This window comes from Vibrio sp. 10N.261.52.C11, assembly GCF_041471405.1.
GTDB lineage: Bacteria > Pseudomonadota > Gammaproteobacteria > Enterobacterales > Vibrionaceae > Vibrio > Vibrio crassostreae_C.
This window is the reverse complement of sequence record NZ_JBFROI010000029.1, coordinates 20601-39412: the sequence shown is the minus strand read 5'-3', so window position 1 is coordinate 39412 and position 18812 is coordinate 20601. Positions and strand designations below refer to the sequence as shown.

At 45.5% G+C, this 18812-nt stretch carries 18 protein-coding genes; 11 read left to right on the top strand and 7 right to left on the bottom strand.

The window, feature by feature from the left end; translation table 11 throughout:
- Positions 1-237 precede the first annotated feature (237 nt).
- Positions 238-2118 carry a DNA topoisomerase IV subunit B gene (gene parE / locus AB4323_RS12120; RefSeq protein ID WP_017061428.1) on the top strand — a complete coding sequence of 627 codons (1881 nt, stop codon included), beginning with the start codon at positions 238-240 and terminating at the stop codon, positions 2116-2118.
- A gap of 3 nt (positions 2119-2121) precedes the next feature.
- On the top strand, positions 2122-4380 hold the full coding sequence (gene parC / locus AB4323_RS12115; RefSeq protein WP_017067236.1) for a DNA topoisomerase IV subunit A: 2259 nt from the start codon (positions 2122-2124) through the stop codon (positions 4378-4380).
- Positions 4381-4482: 102 nt separating this feature from the next.
- Here parC and degS read toward each other — a convergent pair whose 3' ends face one another.
- From degS to zapG, 3 genes are all read right to left on the bottom strand, one after another.
- Entirely contained in the window at positions 4483-5547 is a 1065-nt protein-coding gene (gene degS, locus AB4323_RS12110; protein WP_017061430.1) for an outer membrane-stress sensor serine endopeptidase DegS, read from the bottom strand.
- A 158-nt stretch (positions 5548-5705) separates the two neighbouring features.
- Positions 5706-7061, bottom strand: coding sequence for a Do family serine endopeptidase (locus AB4323_RS12105; protein WP_017061431.1), 1356 nt, complete (start codon positions 7059-7061; stop codon positions 5706-5708).
- Between the two features lie 126 nt (positions 7062-7187).
- The gene (gene zapG / locus AB4323_RS12100; protein WP_017061432.1) at positions 7188-7643 is read right to left on the bottom strand and encodes a Z-ring associated protein ZapG; all 456 of its coding nucleotides are present in this window, start codon (positions 7641-7643) and stop codon (positions 7188-7190) included.
- Positions 7644-7862: 219 nt separating this feature from the next.
- Here zapG and zapE point away from each other — a divergent pair, with 219 nt between their 5' ends.
- From zapE to sspB, 8 genes are all read left to right on the top strand, one after another.
- Complete coding sequence (zapE, locus tag AB4323_RS12095) at positions 7863-8966, top strand: cell division protein ZapE (protein WP_017061433.1); 1104 nt, start codon at positions 7863-7865, stop codon at positions 8964-8966.
- Between the two features lie 247 nt (positions 8967-9213).
- Entirely contained in the window at positions 9214-9642 is a 429-nt protein-coding gene (rplM, locus tag AB4323_RS12090) for a 50S ribosomal protein L13 (RefSeq protein WP_010434689.1), read from the top strand.
- Positions 9643-9655: 13 nt separating this feature from the next.
- A complete protein-coding gene (gene rpsI / locus AB4323_RS12085; protein WP_004740758.1) occupies positions 9656-10048 on the top strand; it encodes a 30S ribosomal protein S9 in 393 nt (130 codons plus the stop codon).
- Positions 10049-10378: 330 nt separating this feature from the next.
- A complete protein-coding gene (gene petA, locus AB4323_RS12080; RefSeq protein ID WP_017061434.1) occupies positions 10379-10969 on the top strand; it encodes a ubiquinol-cytochrome c reductase iron-sulfur subunit in 591 nt (196 codons plus the stop codon).
- Complete coding sequence (locus AB4323_RS12075; RefSeq protein WP_017061435.1) at positions 10969-12234, top strand: cytochrome bc complex cytochrome b subunit; 1266 nt, start codon at positions 10969-10971, stop codon at positions 12232-12234. The genes petA and AB4323_RS12075 overlap by 1 nt, the downstream gene beginning before the upstream one ends.
- Complete coding sequence (locus AB4323_RS12070) at positions 12231-12968, top strand: cytochrome c1 (protein WP_017061436.1); 738 nt, start codon at positions 12231-12233, stop codon at positions 12966-12968. Before AB4323_RS12075 ends, AB4323_RS12070 begins: the two co-directional genes overlap by 4 nt.
- Positions 12969-13065: 97 nt before the next feature.
- Positions 13066-13701, top strand: a complete 636-nt coding sequence (sspA, locus tag AB4323_RS12065; protein WP_009848943.1) for a stringent starvation protein SspA — start codon at positions 13066-13068, stop codon at positions 13699-13701.
- Positions 13702-13707: 6 nt separating this feature from the next.
- Positions 13708-14202 carry a ClpXP protease specificity-enhancing factor gene (gene sspB, locus AB4323_RS12060; RefSeq protein ID WP_017072808.1) on the top strand — a complete coding sequence of 165 codons (495 nt, stop codon included), beginning with the start codon at positions 13708-13710 and terminating at the stop codon, positions 14200-14202.
- Between the two features lie 91 nt (positions 14203-14293).
- On the opposite strand, the gene AB4323_RS12055 is transcribed toward sspB, so the two are convergent.
- The 4 genes from AB4323_RS12055 to AB4323_RS12040 are packed head-to-tail and all read right to left on the bottom strand — an operon-like array spanning position 14294 to position 17711.
- Entirely contained in the window at positions 14294-14899 is a 606-nt protein-coding gene (locus AB4323_RS12055; RefSeq protein ID WP_017059276.1) for a BON domain-containing protein, read from the bottom strand.
- Between the two features lie 16 nt (positions 14900-14915).
- Complete coding sequence (locus tag AB4323_RS12050; RefSeq protein WP_004729817.1) at positions 14916-15506, bottom strand: phosphoheptose isomerase; 591 nt, start codon at positions 15504-15506, stop codon at positions 14916-14918.
- A gap of 2 nt (positions 15507-15508) precedes the next feature.
- On the bottom strand, positions 15509-15907 hold the full coding sequence (locus AB4323_RS12045) for a YraN family protein (protein ID WP_017059277.1): 399 nt from the start codon (positions 15905-15907) through the stop codon (positions 15509-15511).
- Complete coding sequence (locus AB4323_RS12040; RefSeq protein WP_372152560.1) at positions 15894-17711, bottom strand: penicillin-binding protein activator; 1818 nt, start codon at positions 17709-17711, stop codon at positions 15894-15896. The genes AB4323_RS12045 and AB4323_RS12040 overlap by 14 nt, the downstream gene beginning before the upstream one ends.
- 61 nt (positions 17712-17772) lie before the next feature.
- On the opposite strand from AB4323_RS12040, the gene rsmI reads away from it, so the two are divergent.
- Complete coding sequence (gene rsmI / locus AB4323_RS12035; RefSeq protein WP_086714228.1) at positions 17773-18639, top strand: 16S rRNA (cytidine(1402)-2'-O)-methyltransferase; 867 nt, start codon at positions 17773-17775, stop codon at positions 18637-18639.
- The last annotated feature ends 173 nt before the right edge of the window (positions 18640-18812 follow it).

Genomic DNA, 18812 nt, shown 5'->3' with positions numbered 1-18812 from the left:
TGTTCCACCAACCAAGTGATTTTCTCTTGTTTGCCTGTTATTTCATCTATCAATGGTGAAATATCATAGTTTGATGTCTTAGTTTTTGAACTAGCTTGACATCATTACTCAGCTTCCAGACTATATTCCCCAATACTTCGCTCGTTCGCTCTACTATGACGGTTCATAGTAATGATTCTGCTTTAGTGAAACTGGAGCCAGCGAACTGACGCAAACTTTTTGAGTAAACTCCGTATTATGACTGAACAATATAATGCAAAAGACCTCGAGGTACTTGAAGGTCTCGACCCTGTGCGACACCGCCCGGGAATGTATACCGAGACAGAAAGACCTAACCACCTTGCCCAAGAAGTCATTGATAACTCGGTCGATGAAGCACTAGCGGGACACGCTAAGAAGATCAAAGTGGTACTTCATGCAGACCAATCGTTAGAAGTTACCGATGACGGCCGTGGTATGCCTGTCGATATCCACCCTGAAAAAGGGATCTCAGGTGTTGAGCTGATTTTAACTAAGCTCCACTCTGGCGGTAAATTCTCGAATAACAACTATAAGTTCTCTGGTGGTCTGCACGGTGTAGGTATCTCGGTTGTAAACGCGCTGTCAAAACGTGTTGAAGTGACCGTACGCCGAGAAGGTCAGGTTCACGAGATCGCACTTGAAGGCGGTCATGCAGTAACAGAGCTTACTGTGACGGGCACTTGTGGTCATCGTAACAGTGGTACATCAGTACATTTCTGGCCTGATCCTAAGTACTTCGATAGCCCTAAATTCTCGACACTTCGTCTGATTAACAACCTACGTGCAAAAGCAGTGCTTTGCCCAGGTTTAGAAATTACCTTTATCGACAAAGTCGGTGGCGAAGAGCATAAATGGTTCTATGAAGATGGCCTAAAAGACTACCTTGCCGAAGGCGTGAAAGGTTACACCTTACTGCCTGAAGAACCGTATGTTGGTGAATTTGTCGCTGAAACAGAAATGGCAAACTGGGCGATCATCTGGCAGCCAGAAGGCGGCGACATGATCACCGAAAGTTACGTGAACTTAGTACCGACTAAACAAGGTGGTACACACGTAAACGGTCTTCGCCAAGGTCTTCTTGATGCAATGCGTGAGTTCTGTGAATTCCGTAATTTGCTGCCGCGTGGCGTTAAGCTAACGGGCGACGATATCTTCGATCGCTGTTCGTACGTACTGTCGGTGAAGATGCAAGATCCGCAGTTTGCTGGTCAAACAAAAGAGCGCTTGTCTTCACGTCAAACTGCTGCGTTTGTGTCTGGTGTGGTAAAAGATGCGTTTAGCCTGTGGTTGAACGAAAAGCCACAACTGGCAGAACAGCTAGCAGAAGCTTGTATTGCGAATGCCCACCGCCGTATGCGCGCAAGCAAAAAGGTTGTGCGTAAGAAAATCGCTTCAGGTCCAGCACTGCCGGGTAAGCTAACTGACTGTTCAGTTCAAGACTTAAGCCGTACCGAAATCTTCTTCGTGGAAGGGGACTCGGCGGGTGGTTCTGCTAAACAAGCACGTGATCGTGAGTTCCAAGCAGTTATGCCACTTCGCGGTAAGATCCTAAATACATGGGAAGTGTCAGCAGACCAAGTATTGGCTTCGCAAGAAGTGCACGACATCTCGGTGGCTCTAGGCATCGACCCGGACAACGATGATTTATCCGGCCTGCGTTACGGTAAGATCTGTATCCTTGCCGATGCGGACTCGGATGGTCTTCATATCGCGACACTGCTGTGTGCTTTGTTTACTCGCCATTTCCATGCATTAGTTGAAGCGGGTCATATCTATGTGGCAATGCCTCCTCTGTATCGTATCGATTGCGGTAAAGAAGTGTTCTACGCACTCGATGACGCAGAGAAAGACGGTGTGCTTGAGCGACTATCGCAGAAGAAAGCCAAGATCAACGTGCAACGATTCAAAGGTCTGGGTGAAATGAACCCACTTCAGTTGCGTGAAACCACCATGGATCCAAACACTCGTCGCCTTGTGCAGTTAACGATTGATGACAGCGAAGCAACCAACGAGATGATGGACATGCTGCTTGGTAAGAAACGTGCAGATGATCGCCGTACATGGCTACAGACTAACGGTGATATGGCCGAGGTATAATGGATGTCTAACGAAATTACATATGATGGCGTTGAACAGCTGCCAATGCGCAAGTTCACCGAAGATGCCTACTTAAATTACTCAATGTACGTGATCATGGATCGTGCATTGCCGTATATCGGTGATGGCTTGAAGCCAGTACAGCGTCGTATTATCTACGCGATGTCTGAGCTAGGCTTATCGGCTGCATCGAAATACAAAAAATCAGCACGTACCGTTGGTGACGTATTAGGTAAGTATCACCCACATGGTGACTCTGCTTGTTACGAAGCGATGGTATTGATGGCGCAGCCTTTCTCTTACCGCTACCCATTGGTAGATGGTCAAGGTAACTGGGGTGCTCCTGATGATCCGAAATCGTTCGCTGCGATGCGTTATACCGAAGCCAAATTATCTAAGTTTGCTGAGGTTCTTCTAGGTGAACTAGGTCAAGGCACTGTTGACTGGCAACCAAACTTTGATGGCACGATGAAAGAGCCTCAAATGTTGCCTGCTCGCCTACCTCACATCCTACTTAACGGTATTACAGGTATCGCGGTAGGTATGGCGACCGATATTCCACCACACAACGTGCGTGAAGTCGCTAATGCAGCCATTCACCTAATTGATACGCCTAAGTCTGAGCTTTCAGACGTGATGGGTTTCATTCAAGGTCCAGATTACCCGACTGAAGCTGAGATTATCTCCCCGAAATCGGACATCGAAAAGATCTACCGTACTGGACGTGGCAGCATCAAGATGCGCGCGGTTTGGCACAAGGAAGGCTCTGATATTGTTATCACGGCTTTACCTCATCAAGTGTCAGGTGCGAAGTTACTTGAGCAAATCGCTAACCAGATGCGCGCTAAGAAGCTGCCAATGGTTGACGACTTGCGAGATGAATCGGATCACGAGAACCCAACGCGTATCGTTGTCGTTCCTCGTTCGAATCGTATCGACTGTGACCAATTGATGAGTCACCTGTTCGCGTCGACGGATCTAGAGAAAAACTTCCGCGTTAACTTGAACATGATTGGTTTAGATAATCGTCCTCAAGTTAAAGGCTTAGTTCAAATCCTGAAAGAGTGGATCGAGTTCCGTCGCACAACGGTTCGCCGTCGTTTGCAGTACCGTTTAGATAAAGTACTGGCACGCTTGCACATCTTAGAAGGTTTGCTTGCTGCTTATCTTAATATCGATGAAGTGATTGAGATCATTCGTACAGAAGACGAACCATGTCCTGTCCTAATGAGCCGTTTCAACATTTCTGAAATTCAAGCCAATGCGATTCTTGATATTAAACTTCGTAACTTAGCTAAGTTAGAAGAGTTTAAAATCCGAGCGGAACAAGAAGAGCTTGAAGCTGAACGTGAGAAGCTTGAAAAGCTACTCGGTTCAGAGCGTCGCTTGAATACGCTGATCAAGAAAGAAATCCAAGCAGATGCGGATAAATACGGCGATGATCGTCGTTCACCTCTGATTGAGCGCGCTGAAGCGAAAGCGCTAACAGAGCGCGACTTAGTACCAAGCGAACCAATCACGGTTGTGTTGTCTGAGAAAGGTTGGATTCGTCATGCCAAGGGGCATGAAGTTGACGCTGAAGGTTTGAACTACAAATCGGGTGATAAATTCTTAGCGAGTGCTAAGGGTAAGAGTAACCAACAAGCGGTGTTCCTCGGCAGTGATGGTCGAAGCTACTCCCTTGAGTCACATTCATTACCGTCGGCGCGAAGCCAAGGTGAGCCAATTACAGGCCGCTTGAACGTCAGCCCAGGTACTTCTATTCGCCAAGTGGTGATGGGAGAGAATGAACAATTATGGTTAGTCGGTTCTGATGCAGGTTATGGTTTTGTTTGTAAGGGTAGCGATCTGCTGTCCAAGAACAAGAGCGGTAAAGCCTTGGTTAACTTGCCACAAGCTTCTGAAGTGATGATGCCAAGCCCTATTGCTGACTTGGACAGTAATCAGATTCTGGCGATTACTAACCAAGGTCGTATGTTGTTGTTCCCGATTAAAGATCTCCCTCAGCTGAGCAAAGGTAAAGGCAACAAGATCATCAACATCCCTTCTGCGAAAGCAAAAGAGCGTGAAGAGTTTGTCTCACATCTTATGGCTATCCCAGAGAATGCGACGCTGACTATCTACGCCGGTAAACGTAAGCTTGGTTTGAAACCTGCGGATCTTGAAAACTTCCGTGGTGAACGTGGTCGTCGTGGTGGTCTACTGCCTAGAGGACTACAGCGAGTGACTCGCATCGATATCGAAGAGCAAAGTGAATCGTAGAGATACTTGAAACAATCTTTAGATAAAAGAAAACCCAGCCTATGAGCTGGGTTTTTTGTACTTGTGTATTAGCAGCTTGAATCATTGCTTACAGAGTTTGCTCTACAGGCGAGTATCTTCGGCGATGGTCACCTTTAAGGTTTTGCTTTCACCTTGGCGCAATATACCCACATCGATAACTGTACCAGGTCGCAGGTCGGTAACGATGTCCATTACACTCTGGCGACCATTTACTTGGTTATCGTTGATACTGACAATAATGTCTTGAGCTTCAAAACCCGCATCGGCAGCCGGACCATTAGGGTCTATCCCCAACACAACGATCCCGCCGATATTCTTAGTACCCAACATGCGTGAGGTGACTGAGTTGATGTCTTGTCCATCGATACCAATATAGCCACGAATCACACGACCATCGGCGATGATCTTTTCCATGATTTTATTAGCAAGCGGATAGGGGATAGCGAATGAGATCCCATAGGTTTCCATGTCGGTAGCTTGCTGGAAAGAGGCGGTATTGATACCGACTAGCTCACCTTGTGAGTTCACCAGTGCGCCACCTGAGTTACCTTCATTGATTGCCGCATCGGTCTGGATAAAGGCTTGATGGCCATCGGCACTGATCGAAGAACGGCCGGTTGCAGAGATGATACCAAAGGTTGTTGTTTGACCTAGGTTGTATGGGTTACCGATAGCCAGTACAACATCACCGACATTGGCTTTGTAATTAGGATTGAGTGGGATCACCGGTAGATTATCACCGCTGACTCTAAGTATCGCGATATCGGTGCGTTTGTCTGAACCGACAAGTTGCGCAGCTGCTACTCGGCCATCTTGAAGTGCCACAACTATTTGGTCTGCTTGAGCCACCACATGGAAGTTGGTAATGATGTAGCCTTTCTCGCTAACAATCACCCCAGAGCCCAAACCTTGTGTGAGCAGTTTGTTTCGATCGCTTTCAGCGTATTTACGGCTATAAATGTTAACCACTGCAGGCGCCGCGCGGCGAACTGCTTGGTTAAATGAAATCTGAAGAGAGCCAATATTATCGACTTTAGGGCTAGTGACGTCAGCGACAATCGCTGGTCTTAAGCTCGGGAAGGCGAGAAGAATAAGCGCCGCTGAAACGAGTCCAAGGGAAATAGAACGAAATAGAAAGGACAGCATGTTTCCCTCTTCAACAAGTAAGGTGTGAAGCCTCCATCAATGGATGACTGATTTGATTACAAGTGAAGCATAGCATTTTGATTGATCTAAAGAAAAGGGAGACTGAGTAAGTTTAAAGCAAACTTACTGAGCCTCCCTGTAATTGCGCTGACGTAAGACTATCGAATCACAAGATAGATAGTTCGGTCGCCTCGCTGGATATTAAGCGCCAGTACACCAGGTTGTTTTTCAAGAATCTCTCTAAACTCAGCAAGGTTCTTAACGGGCTGGCGGTTTACTCCGATGATGATGTCATCTTTCAGGAGTTGATAGGCTTCGGCTGGTGAACCTTGAGCAACATTCGATACCTTGACGCCCGTTGCAGAGTCACTCTCTGTTGTGTTGGTTAACTCAGCACCAGCTAGTCCTTCATGGAGCTTCTCAGCTTGTGTTTTATTATTGGTGGATTCACCAAGCGTCACATCAAAGGTTTTGCTCTTACCGTCACGAACCACACCCAGTTCAATCTGCTTACCAGCGCCGAGTGTTGCGACCTTAGCTCTTAACTCGCTGAAGGTATCAATGCGTTTGCCATTAATAGAGACAATAATATCGCCCGCTTTCAGTCCTGCTTTATCGGCTGCGCTGTCAGGGACGATTTGGCTAACAAAGGCGCCCTTGCTTGATTCATAACCGAGTGCTTCTGCCAATTCAGAGGTCACTTCTCCGCCTTGAACGCCAAGCATGCCGCGTTTTACTTCACCGAAGTCGAGAATTTGTTCTGTCAGGTTTGTCATCATATTAGAAGGGATTGCAAAGCCGATACCGACATTACCTCCGTTAGGGCCAAGAATGGCGGTGTTGATACCAATTAGCTCACCGTTAAGGTTCACTAGCGCACCACCAGAGTTGCCGCTGTTGATTGCTGCATCGGTTTGAATGAAGTTTTCAAAGTTTTCTAGATTCAGGCCGCTACGGCCGAGTGCAGAAACAATACCGGATGTCACGGTTTGCCCAAGTCCGAATGGGTTACCGATCGCGACACTAAAATCACCAACTCTTAGTTTGTCTGAGTCTGCGACTTTTATCTGGGTCAGGTTTTTGGCTTCTTCTAATTTTAGCAGTGCGATATCAGACATCTGGTCGCCGCCGATTAGCTCAGCATCGTACTCTCGACCATCATGCAGTTTTACTTTGATATCGTCCGCACCATTAATGACATGGTAATTGGTCACGATATGACCTTTCTCGGCGTCAATGATGACACCAGAGCCTAATCCGCGGAAGGGACGCTCTCGTGTTTGTTCTGGACCAAAAAAGAATTGAAATTGTTCAGGGATTTGCTGACGTTGTACCTGTTTGCCTTCTACGGCAATACTAACCACAGCGGGGGTCACTTGTTCAAGCATAGGAGCAAGGCTCGGTAATTGTTCATTACCCACACTTAATGGCAGTGCGGCTGTTGCTTTAATGGGGGTGATGATTGAACTTAAGCTTAAAGTTAGCACTGATAAAGCAAGCAAAGGTTTTTTCATCATAAACTCCTCTCTAGTTAAGGTCTTAACCCTCTTATACGTTTAATAAGTATGATAAGTTTCAAATGACCTGAGTGAAAGTTATGACTCAAAAACCTTTGTAAAGTTCACAGAAGTGTTAAATGTTTACGATGCTTTTGCTGTAACAACATCGGGAGCATTCATGATTTCTTTCTTCTGCTCTGTAAATAAACCGGTTGCGCCATTAGCGTAATCTTTCGGTTGTTCCTCAAGTGTCGCCTCTTTTACTGAAGGCTTCTCTTGTGGCTTGTCCGAATGGGCAGCGGCTGTTTTCACAAACGGGTTATCTTGCTCTGGCAGGTTAGGAATCAGCTCTGAGCTTGTTTTTTCCATGTGTTGGTACAGTTTTGTGTAGTCTTTACCTAATGTGTCCAACATTTCTGCTGATTTCGCAAAGTGATCAGCCAGCTCTTGTCGCTGCTGCTCAAGGGCAAACTTTGCGCTATCCAATTCTTTCTGTACGTTCTTTTGTTTTTTGTATTCAGGTGTCATGAGACGAGAAATAGCGACCCCTAAAATAACTCCGACTAGTAAACCGGCAACGGCATACATCCAAGGCATAACAGCTCCTTATTATTGTTTTTTAACATGTTTGTTACTGCTTAGTTACACGTGATACGGCTCCATGGTACTATGAGAAAGCCGCAGTATAAAGAGAAATGCGTGTGCGCTAGTTAGCAGTTTGATGCTGCATTATTCACCACATCACGTTATTCCTCGTACTGTTTGGGCTCATTTTTAGTTGTTGTCTGATATTGCTTTCATTGTGGAAATGTCGTCATGAATCCCATTAAAAAATACGAACAAGATATAAAAGAACATGGATTTCAAAGAGATCCAGCACAAGAGCAAGCCGTAAAATCTTTAGATGAACTCTTTCATCAATTTCAAGATTACATGAATACGCCCATTCCTCAACTGACTCGCTTCCAGAAATTACTAGGCAAAAAGCCAGAACTGCCACAACCACCGAAAGGTCTCTATTTTTGGGGTGGCGTAGGGCGAGGAAAAACGTACCTAATGGATACATTCTATGATGCCTTACCGACCACTAAAAAAATGCGTGTTCACTTTCACCGCTTTATGTATCGAGTTCATGACGAGCTAAAGGCGCTAGGTAATGTGAGTGATCCATTGCCTTTAGTCGCAGACAAGTTGAAGGAAGAAGCGGACATTATCTGTTTCGACGAATTCTTTGTTTCAGACATCACCGATGCGATGATCCTAGGAACCTTGTTCCAAGAGTTATTCGCTCGAAACGCTATCTTGGTTGCGACCTCTAATATTCCACCTGCGGATCTGTATCGCAACGGGTTACAGCGAGCGCGTTTCTTACCTGCCATCAAGCTCATTCAAGACAACTGTCATATCCTTAATGTCGATAGTGGTATTGACTATCGTCTACGTACCTTAGAACAGGCTGAGATTTACCATTACCCGCTAGATAGCCAAGCGAATATTAATCTCGAAAAGTATTACGCTCAGCTCGTTGGTGAAGATAAAGAGAAGCTTAAGCAGATAGAGGTTAACCACCGTCAATTAGATGTAGTCGAAGCGAGTGATGGCGTACTGCATGGTACCTTTGCTCAGCTTTGTCAGTCGGCTCGTAGCCAGAACGACTATATTGAGTTGTCTCGGGTTTATCACACAGTTCTATTGGCGGATGTATTGCAAATGGGCGCGACTTCAGATGACGCTGCGAGGCGCTTCATTGCATTAGTTGATGAGTTCTACGAGCGCAATGTGAAGCTGATTATTTCAGCGGAAGTGGAGCTAGAAAAGCTATACACCCATGGTCAGCTAGAGTTTGAATTTAAACGTTGTCAGTCGCGTTTAATTGAAATGCAGAGCCATGAATATTTGGCAAAAGAACACTTAAGTTAGCTTTGATTATCTCGAATAAGAAATAGAATTAAAAAAATCGTGATTTTGTTCAAAAAGAGGTGATTTTTTCTTCGCTCTTCTCTATAATCCTGCGACCTACCGTTACTGCGGGCCTCTAGCGATGAGTAAAATCACGTTATGCCAAGAGTTTTCCAACACTCGAAGGGGTGATGAATGGTAACTCTTAGACAGTGGGAATACGCGAGTATTCCTTAAGTGTAAATTTTTTAAATAGGTAATTATTAGCATGAAAACTTTCGTTGCTAAACCAGAAACTGTAAAACGCGACTGGTATGTTGTAGACGCTGAAGGCAAAACTCTTGGCCGTCTAGCAAGTGAAATCGCTTCTCGCCTACGCGGCAAGCACAAAGCAGAATACACTCCTCATGTAGACACTGGTGATTACATCATCGTTGTTAACGCTGAGAAAGTTGCTGTAACTGGTAACAAAGCTAAGGGTAAGGTTTACTACCGTCACTCAGAGTTCCCAGGTGGTCTTAAAACTATCACTTTTGAAAAGCTAATTGCTAAGAAACCAGAAATGGTTCTAGAACTAGCAGTTAAAGGTATGCTTCCACGTGGTCCTCTAGGCCGCGCGATGTACCGTAAGCTTAAAGTGTACGCTGGTACTGAGCACAACCATGTTGCTCAACAGCCACAAGTACTAGACATCTAAGGGGATTATGAAAATGGCAGAGAATCAATACTACGGCACTGGTCGTCGCAAAAGCTCAGCAGCTCGTGTTTTCATCAAACCAGGCTCTGGTGAGATCGTAATCAACAAGCGTAGCCTTGATGTTTACTTCGGTCGTCCAACTTCTCGTATGGTTGTTAAGCAACCTCTTGAGCTAGTTGAACTAACTGAGAAACTTGACCTTTACATCACTGTTTCTGGTGGTGGTATTTCTGGTCAAGCTGGCGCAATCCGCCACGGTATCACTCGCGCTCTTATGGAGTACGATGAAACTCTACGTCCTGCTCTACGTGCAGCTGGCTACGTTACTCGTGACGCTCGTTGCGTTGAACGTAAGAAAGTTGGTCTACGTAAAGCACGTCGTAAACCTCAATTCTCTAAGCGTTAATTTTTCTTTACGAAAAAGTACACGCCCCCAGTTTTACGACTGGAATTGTGGTTCAAAGCTCGGCTATATGCCGGGCTTTTTGTTTTTATACCCCCTCTAAACGCTTTCCCTTCCTCGTTTTATTTCCAAATTCTTATATTTTGAAAGCTTTTGTAACCCAATGTGCGCTTTGCCTCATGATTGTTACAAAAAGGTAGCTTTATCTTGTCAAAAAGTAGGGTTTTATTTATCATTTGCCGTCAATAAATAGAACTAAATACATATTTTGTTAGCCATGCTCTTTAATCGGAATTATTTCAATCCACAAGGAGCAAATGGGAGAATGTTTGGATGAGCAACGCGCCTTTAAATAACGGTCGCAGGCGTTTCTTAACCGCAACAACAGCCGTTGTTGGTGGTTTAGGAGCAGCTGCTGTAGCCGTGCCTTTTATTAAATCATGGAATCCGAGTGCCAAGGCGAAAGCTGCGGGCGCGCCGGTGGAAGTGGAAGTCAGTAAGTTAGAACCGGGACAAATGGTTCGTGTCGAGTGGCAAGGTAAACCTGTATGGGTTGTACGCCGTGCTGAGTCGGTACTAGAAAACCTAAAATCGATCGGTGGTCAACTTCGTGACCCTCAATCTGAAGCTGAACAACAACCAGAATACGCACAGAACGAGTTCCGTTCAATTAAGCCGGAATTCTTCGTTGCTGTTGGTTTCTGTACGCACTTAGGTTGTTCTCCAACTTACCTGCCGGATTCTTTTGCAGAACAAGTTCAGGGTGTTAAGTCTGGTTTCTTCTGTCCTTGTCATGGTTCAAAGTTTGATATGGCAGGTCGAGTATTCCAAGGCGTACCAGCTCCATTGAATCTTGTTGTACCAAAGCATATGTATTTGAGTGACACTAAGATCATGATCGGTGTGGACGAGGGAGACGCGTAATGCAAGGATTGCTTGATTGGGTAGAGAAACGTCTACCCGCGATGAATGCGTATAAAAAGCATTTATCTGAATACCCAATGCCTAAGAACTTTAACTTTTGGTACCTTTTCGGTTCTTTGGCAATGTTGGTATTGGTTAACCAAATCCTTACGGGTATTTGGCTAACAATGAACTACGTACCGTCAGGTGAGGGTGCATTTGCTTCTGTTGAATACATCATGCGTGATGTGGAATACGGTTGGCTACTACGTTACATGCACTCAACAGGTGCTTCGGCATTCTTCGTTGTTATCTACCTGCACATGTTCCGTGGCCTAATCTATGGTTCTTACCAAAAGCCTCGTGAGCTACTTTGGATCTTCGGTATGTTGATCTTCTTAGTGCTTATGGCTGAGGCTTTCATGGGTTACCTACTACCATGGGGTCAAATGTCTTACTGGGGTGCTCAGGTAATCATTTCTCTGTTTGGTGCGATCCCTGTTATCGGTGATGACCTAACGCTTTGGATCCGTGGTGACTACATCATCTCTGGTGCAACGCTGAACCGTTTCTTCGCACTGCACGTTATCGCTCTACCAATTGTACTTCTGCTGCTTATCGTACTTCACGTACTAGCACTGCACGAAGTGGGTTCGAACAACCCAGACGGTATTGAGACGAAACTTCCTAAAGGCACAATGGGCGACGACTACAAAACGCAGTTCCCATTCCACAAGGATTACACTAAGAAATACGACATCATTGACTCTATTCCTTTCCACCCATACGGGACCGTGAAAGATATGGTTGGTGTGGCCGGTTTCCTATTCTTCTTCTGTTATGTGCTGTTCTTTAACCCAGAGATGGGTGGATTCTTCCTTGAGCCGCCAAACTTTGAAGCTGCTAACCCACTGAAAACACCAGAGCACATCGCTCCGGTATGGTACTTCACGCCGTTTTACGCAATTCTGCGTGCTGTTCCTGATAAGTTGCTAGGTGTTGTAGCAATGGGCGCATCTATTGTTGTGCTATTCCTACTACCATGGTTCGACCGTTGTAAAGTGCGTTCTTACCGTTACCGTAGCAAACTGCATTTGATTAACATCATCCAATTCACAATAAGCTTTATTGCGCTTGGTGTACTTGGTGCGCTTCCAGCAACGCCAACATACACGCTACTGGCTCAAATCTTTAGCTTAGGTTACTTCATGTTCTTCGTTCTACTGTGGTTCTACAGTAAAAATGAAGCGACGAAACCATTACCAGAAAGGGTGACATTCAAATGAAAAAGTGGATTGTAATTTTATTTGCTATGTTGCCGTCACTGGTGATGGCAGCGGGTGCAAACGTACCATTAGACAAAGCGAACAATGATTTAACAGACAAAGCTTCATTGCAAAATGGCGCTAAGATGTTCATGAACTACTGTTTCGCTTGTCACTCAACGCAGTACCAGCGCTATGAACGTGTTGCGAATGATTTAGAGATCCCCGTTGATCTTATGAAGGAAAATCTGATTTTCGACCCTGAAGCGAAAATCGGTGACTTGATGGTTAATGCTATGCCTTCTGATCAAGCGGCAAGTTGGTTTGGTGCTCCGCCACCAGACCTAACATTGGTTGCTCGTGTTCGTGGCGCAGACTGGCTGTACACTTACCTTCGTACTTTCTATGAAGATCCGTCTCGTCCATTTGGCGTGAACAACATTGTTTTCCCAAGCGTTGGTATGCCGCACGTTCTTGAAGAACTGCAAGGTATCCCAACACCAATCTACGATACTCATATGGTAGATGGCGAGGAAGTGACGGTTGTTGTTGGCACTGAGACTGACGGCTCTGGCGAATTAAGTGCTGGTGAATACGACGAAGCAGTTCGTGACCTTGTTAACTTTTTGGTTTACTCGGGCGACCCAGTTCAACTTGAGCGTCACGCTATGGGTTGGTGGGTAATGGCCTTCTTAGTAATCTTCACTATCATCGTGATTTTGCTGAAGAAAGAGTATTGGCGTGATGTGCACTAATTGTGCTATAATACCGTGCTAATTCCCAAATTATGTTAATGTTCAATGGAGGCTTTAGGCCTCCATTGTTTTTATTTAAAGTGTACTGGAGGGCTCCATGGCTGTAGCTGCCAATAAACGTTCTGTAATGACTCTTTTCTCAAGTGCTTCTGATATGTATAGCCATCAGGTGCGCATCGTTCTTGCTGAAAAAGGCGTAAGTGTTGAAGTTGAGTTGGTTGATGAAAAAAATCTACCAGCAGAGCTTGTTGAACTGAACCCGTACAAATCAGTACCTACTCTTGTTGATCGTGAGCTTGCTCTATATGACTCGAAGATCATCATGGAATACCTAGATGAGCGTTTCCCTCATCCACCGTTGATGCCTGTATACCCGGTTGCTCGTGGTAACAGCCGTCTAATGATGTACCGCATTGAGCGTAACTGGTATTCAGTTGCAGAGAAGATCGTTAAAGGCAACGCTGAAGAATCTGAAGCAGCTCGCGTTAAACTGCGCAACGACCTACTGACTCTTGCTCCTATCTTCGCTGAGTATGAATACTTCATGAGCGAAGAGTTTAGCCTAATTGATTGTTACCTAGCTCCGCTACTATGGCGTTTACCTGAGCTTGGTATCGAACTGATTGGTCCTGGTTCTAAAGAGCTTAAGATTTACATGAACCGCGTATTCGAACGTGATTCATTCCTAGCTTCTCTAACTGAAGCTGAGCGTGAGATGCGACTCGTTCGCTAAGCGTTTATGGATATTTCTAATATGACTCCACGCCGACCATACATGCTTCGTGCATTTTATGAATGGCTGGTTGATAACGAACTAACTCCACACCTTGTTGTTGAAGCAACATTACCGGGTGTGCGAGTTCCAGAAGAGTTTGTTCAAGATGGTCAGATCATTCTGAACATCGCGCCTCGTGCGGTTGGACAACTTGAACTGGGTAACGAAGCTGTGACGTTTAGTGCTCGCTTTAGTGGTCGTCCACACTCTGTGATCGTTCCGCTTTACGCAGTACAAGCGATTTATGCTCGTGAAAATGGTGCTGGTACCATGTTTGAACCTGAAGAGGCTTACATGGAAGCGTTTGAAGAAGGGATTGAAGAAAGTCCTTTTGAAGAACCAGAAAAAGGCCCATCTTTGAGCGTTGCAACGGCAGACGTAGATGCCGAAGAGCCTGACTCAGATCCTGAGCCACCTCGTCCAGCGAAAGGTCGTCCAAGCCTTCGTGTTATCAAATAACGTTAGTTAAATAACGAACCAAATAAAAAAGCAGCGACTCGTCGCTGCTTTTTCTTTTCTGCTATATAGCATTCAATTGACTGGCTTAAGGCTAGTTAACAGCCGTCTCTTCTTCACCATATTCAAACGCTCGAATGACCTGTTTTACGCCAGAGATGTTACGAGCAACTTCTGTTGCGATATCGGCATGCTCTCGAGTCACGAGTCCAAGCAGGAATACTTCTGAATCCTCAGTAATCACTTTTACTTTGATGCCGTTAAGCTCAGCATTCGCAAGCAGAGCTGATTTCACTTTAGTGGTAATCCAGCTGTCTTTACTAATAGCACTTACAGACAAAGGTTCTTTCACTCGAACCTGATTGTGGATGCTCTCAACGCCAGCCACTTCTTTGGCTTGGTTTTCAAAAGCGCGACGTTCTGAATCTGTGGTTGCTTGTCCCATCAATACCACCGAACCTCGGTACGAGCTTGCGGTGACACGTACGTTGCCACGGAATGGTTGTTTATTGGTAATCGCTGCGACTTCAAATTCGATGTTGTTGTCGTTCCAAATCTCTTTGGTTGTTCGCGTATCCGTGACTAGGTTTGCAGTGGTTGCAGCACCAGCAATGAAAATGCCAGCACAACCAGACAGAGACAGTGTAAGTAGCGAAACACTAATCAGCTTAAACAGCCTCATAGAGGTTAATGATTTCATTGTGATGCTCCGTATATCACTCTTCGTGAGCAGGGAAGAGTACTTGATCGATTAGGTCACATAGGCAGTGTAGTGTCACCATGTGTACTTCATGAATGCGCGCTGTACGGTGTGAAGGGATACGAATCTCTACATCGTGTTCACCAAGCAAACCTGCCATCTCACCACCATCTTTACCGGTAAAGGCGATAATTGTCATGTCGCGAGTTACCGCCGCTTCCATTGCCTTGATGATGTTCTTGCTGTTACCACTAGTCGAGATAGCCAACAGGATATCGCCAGTTTGACCAAACGCACGTACCTGCTTAGAGAAGATCTCTTCATAGTGGTAGTCGTTAGCCACAGCCGTTAGCGTGGTGTTATCTGCTGTGAGTGCCATCGCTGGAAGGCTAGGGCGCTCTGTTTCAAATCGGTTGAGTAGGCACGATACAAATTGCTGAGCATTCGACGCCGAACCACCATTACCACAACAAAGAATTTTGTTTCCGTTAAGCAAGGTCGCAACCATTGCTTGAGCGGCATGCGTGATTGCGTCAGGCAGAGCTTCTGCAGCCGCAATTTGGATTTGAATACTTTCTGTGAAACTTTCTTTAATGCTGTCTAGCATGTTTATCCTTGGGTAATCGCGTTTTGAATCCAGTCGATAGTGTCATTCGGCCCTTCAATGGCAACAATATCAAACCTGAAATCTGTAGAGTGCACCGACAAGCCTTGCTGCATAAGCCAAACATTGGCTGTTTTGAGCAGTTTCTGTGACTTCTTGGCAGTCACCATTTCAGCGGCATGTCCGTAGCGGGTTTGCTTGCGGTATTTTACCTCAGCAAACACAACCGTATTGTTATGGCGCATTATAAGATCAATCTCGCCACATTTTGCTATGAAGTTTTCTTCTATTAACGATAAACCGTGGTTAATCAGATAAGATTTTGCCACGGCCTCGTATTTATCACCCACTTGTTTGTGGGTGATGGTTGGTTTGGATAGGAACTTTCGGCTAAAAAGCCCCATGCTCTGCCCAGCTGATTTCACGTTGAACCACACAGTTGTTATCGATGGTTAGCACACCCGTTTCACCTGGAATGCTGTAACCTTGCACGGCTTTCATCTGTGGCAGTGCATCCATTAGATAGTATGCATCCATTCCTAGTGCTTGCAGACGCTTTTGGCCGTTTGAGTGCGCAGGCCATAGGTCGTTGAGCTCTTTATTAAGCTCGTTTTTATTCTCAACTAATAGTGGGATATCGCTGTAGAACACACCGGTTAGGTCTTCATACTGCTTATCACCGCTGTTGCTGCGTGAGTTTGAGAACAGAGCGGGTTGGCTCGCATCTGGGTTAATTGCAACTTCAATGAAGGGTTTGATTAGTGTTAGCTCTGAGTTCTTAGCCACAATGTAGACAGAATCGATATCACGACGGCTGCGTGGCTCGGTTTCTAGGTCTAGGTTCAGTAATCCGTCCATTTGAGCGATACGCTGTTGGCTCTCTTGCAAGCCGAATACCTGATTCACATTACGTTGCAGTTGGCGTTTGTCAGAGAACAAGCTGATAGCAACATCGTTGCTGCTGTATTTTTTCCACTCTTCTTTAAACGCTTGCTCAACTCGCTCACCTAAACGTCCTCTTGGCGCAAGGATAAGCGGGTACTTGTAGCCTTGAGCAAATAGGTGTTTCGCTGCCTGAGCAACTTCTTGTTCAGGCGATAGAGCGAGATAGCAAATATTGGTATCAGGTTCTAGTTGCGTTGGAATGTTCAGAGCTAAAGCTGGAATCGAATCCTCGTGGTTTTTCTGCGCTTGCTGAAGCTTAGTAATGTTGCTCTTGATCAGCGGACCCACAATGAAATCAACGTTGTTCTCTTCCAGTGTCGCTTTAATCTCAGCAGCACTTTGCACGTTGGTATCCATTACTGTCAGCGTTGCATCTTCTTCGCGTTCTTTGTCGTTCATCATCGCAAAGATGAAGCCATCACGTACCAGTTGTGCTTGCTTACCGTATTTACCCGTTAGCGGCAGTAATAGTGCAGTGCTGGTTGGCTTGCTGATCTCTAGCGCCAAGATGTCAGTGATCGCCTGAGGTGTATATGTTGCTGCTGGGTGCTGAGAATTCTCTGCTAGCCAATCAGACAGGGTTTCCTGCAGGTTTGGAAGGTTTGAATTCAGCGTCTTCATGTAAATCGCCAGCTGTAACCAACCTGCAAGAACGTCTTCTGTAGGCGACGTCTTAAGCTCTAGAATCTCATATTGAGAGTAGCTATTTAGGTTCTGCCAAATACGGTCAGCAGCTTGTTGTTGGAGCTCGTCGTCAGCGTCTAGATATTCTGAATAAAGAACTAACTCACGGCTTGCTTCAAAATACTCGCTTTGCATTTCAGAAATGTTCGCGCGTAGCTCGTGATAATCTTTCCACTGCTCGTTCGGAAGTTTCCACCAAGGCTGGAAGTTCAGTTGGCTATAAGCTTGTTCAGGCTGCGAGTTATTCACCAACAGTTGAGCGCGAGCTAATTGCCATTCCGCTTGTTGCGTTTCGCTCAGCTCTTGTTTTGCTAAGCGTTTAATAAGCAGAGTTGCTTGATCGGTTTTTCCAGCTTGCACAGAAGCCTTAAGCGCCATGATTAACCAGTCGTTTTGTAGACTTCCTTTGCTACTATCCGCTTGCATCATGTAACTTTCAGTTGATTGCGCTGGATCTAGTGTAATATCAACGCTCGTTGGTGCTTGAGGACCTGAAGAACAAGCCGCCAATGTAATTGCTAATGCAATTGGAGTTAGTAAGCGTGGTACACTGAGTCTCTTATGGTTCATCGTTGCCATGAGTTCTTTAAATTCCGTATAAATTTGTATCTATATTAATCGTTGAAGTGATGGTAAACAAATGACAGATAACAAAACCTTGCTCACAGAGAGCCCAACTCTCTACATTGTGCCAACCCCAATCGGAAATTTGGGAGATATCACTCAAAGAGCAATTGAAATTTTATCAAGTGTCGATGTTATTGCAGCCGAAGACACACGCCACACGGGTAAGCTGCTTGCTCACTTCAATATATCAACCAGAACGTTCGCTTTACATGATCATAATGAACAAACTAAAGCGCAAGTTCTAGTCGAAAGGTTATTAGAAGGTCAGTCTATCGCATTAGTCTCTGATGCGGGTACTCCTTTAATTAGTGACCCAGGTTACCATCTTGTCTCACAATGTCGTCAAGCGGGTGTGAGAGTTGTGCCACTTCCTGGTGCTTGTGCTGTGATTACCGCGTTGAGTGCTTCTGGTTTACCGTCAGATCGTTTCAGTTTTGAGGGCTTCTTGCCACCAAAGAGCAAAGGTCGTAAAGACAAGTTCTTAGAGATCGCAAAGGCAGAGCGCACATGCATCTTCTATGAATCACCACACCGTATTTCAGATTCTCTACAAGATATGCTCGAGATTCTTGGCCCTGACCGTGAGGTTGTATTGGCGCGTGAGCTAACCAAAACCTTCGAAACCATCCAAGGGCTGCCACTTGGTGAACTTATTGAGTGGATTGAAGAAGACGCGAACCGTAAACGCGGTGAGATGGTGTTACTGATTCACGGCCACCGTGAAGAAGCGAGCACAGAACTGCCAGACGAAGCGACTCGCACACTAGGCATTCTAACCAAAGAGCTGCCTCTTAAAAAAGCGGCGGCGATGACGGCAGAAATCTACAATCTGAAAAAGAACGCGTTGTACAAGTGGGGCCTTGAGCACCTAGATGGTTAACGCTGAATAGATAAATAGCTGCTCAGTGTATAAGTCGCTAGAGTGCTATTTTAAAGCTTGTGAGGAATGAAGGTCGTCCCTTCATTCCTCTTTTTTTGTCTGGATTGTGTGAAATTCATGCGTTTACTTAGCGGTTTGCAGCATATTTGTGATCTCGCTAGACACTGCACTCT

Bases quoted from the DNA above. Each gene is read 5' to 3' on its own strand.
- AB4323_RS12105 (WP_017061431.1), bottom strand. From the start codon at position 7,061: ATGAAAAAACCTTTGCTTGCTTTATCAGTGCTAACTTTAAGCTTAAGT.
- rplM (WP_010434689.1), top strand. From the start codon at position 9,214: ATGAAAACTTTCGTTGCTAAACCAGAAACTGTAAAACGCGACTGGTAT.
- sspB (WP_017072808.1), top strand. From the start codon at position 13,708: ATGGATATTTCTAATATGACTCCACGCCGACCATACATGCTTCGTGCA.
- AB4323_RS12050 (WP_004729817.1), bottom strand. From the start codon at position 15,506: ATGCTAGACAGCATTAAAGAAAGTTTCACAGAAAGTATTCAAATCCAA.
- AB4323_RS12070 (WP_017061436.1), top strand. From the start codon at position 12,231: ATGAAAAAGTGGATTGTAATTTTATTTGCTATGTTGCCGTCACTGGTG.
- rpsI (WP_004740758.1), top strand. From the start codon at position 9,656: ATGGCAGAGAATCAATACTACGGCACTGGTCGTCGCAAAAGCTCAGCA.
- AB4323_RS12055 (WP_017059276.1), bottom strand. From the start codon at position 14,899: ATGAAATCATTAACCTCTATGAGGCTGTTTAAGCTGATTAGTGTTTCG.
- petA (WP_017061434.1), top strand. From the start codon at position 10,379: ATGAGCAACGCGCCTTTAAATAACGGTCGCAGGCGTTTCTTAACCGCA.
- AB4323_RS12045 (WP_017059277.1), bottom strand. From the start codon at position 15,907: ATGGGGCTTTTTAGCCGAAAGTTCCTATCCAAACCAACCATCACCCAC.
- rsmI (WP_086714228.1), top strand. From the start codon at position 17,773: ATGACAGATAACAAAACCTTGCTCACAGAGAGCCCAACTCTCTACATT.
- AB4323_RS12075 (WP_017061435.1), top strand. From the start codon at position 10,969: ATGCAAGGATTGCTTGATTGGGTAGAGAAACGTCTACCCGCGATGAAT.
- AB4323_RS12040 (WP_372152560.1), bottom strand. From the start codon at position 17,711: ATGGCAACGATGAACCATAAGAGACTCAGTGTACCACGCTTACTAACT.
- zapE (WP_017061433.1), top strand. From the start codon at position 7,863: ATGAATCCCATTAAAAAATACGAACAAGATATAAAAGAACATGGATTT.
- sspA (WP_009848943.1), top strand. From the start codon at position 13,066: ATGGCTGTAGCTGCCAATAAACGTTCTGTAATGACTCTTTTCTCAAGT.
- degS (WP_017061430.1), bottom strand. From the start codon at position 5,547: ATGCTGTCCTTTCTATTTCGTTCTATTTCCCTTGGACTCGTTTCAGCG.
- parE (WP_017061428.1), top strand. From the start codon at position 238: ATGACTGAACAATATAATGCAAAAGACCTCGAGGTACTTGAAGGTCTC.
- zapG (WP_017061432.1), bottom strand. From the start codon at position 7,643: ATGCCTTGGATGTATGCCGTTGCCGGTTTACTAGTCGGAGTTATTTTA.
- parC (WP_017067236.1), top strand. From the start codon at position 2,122: ATGTCTAACGAAATTACATATGATGGCGTTGAACAGCTGCCAATGCGC.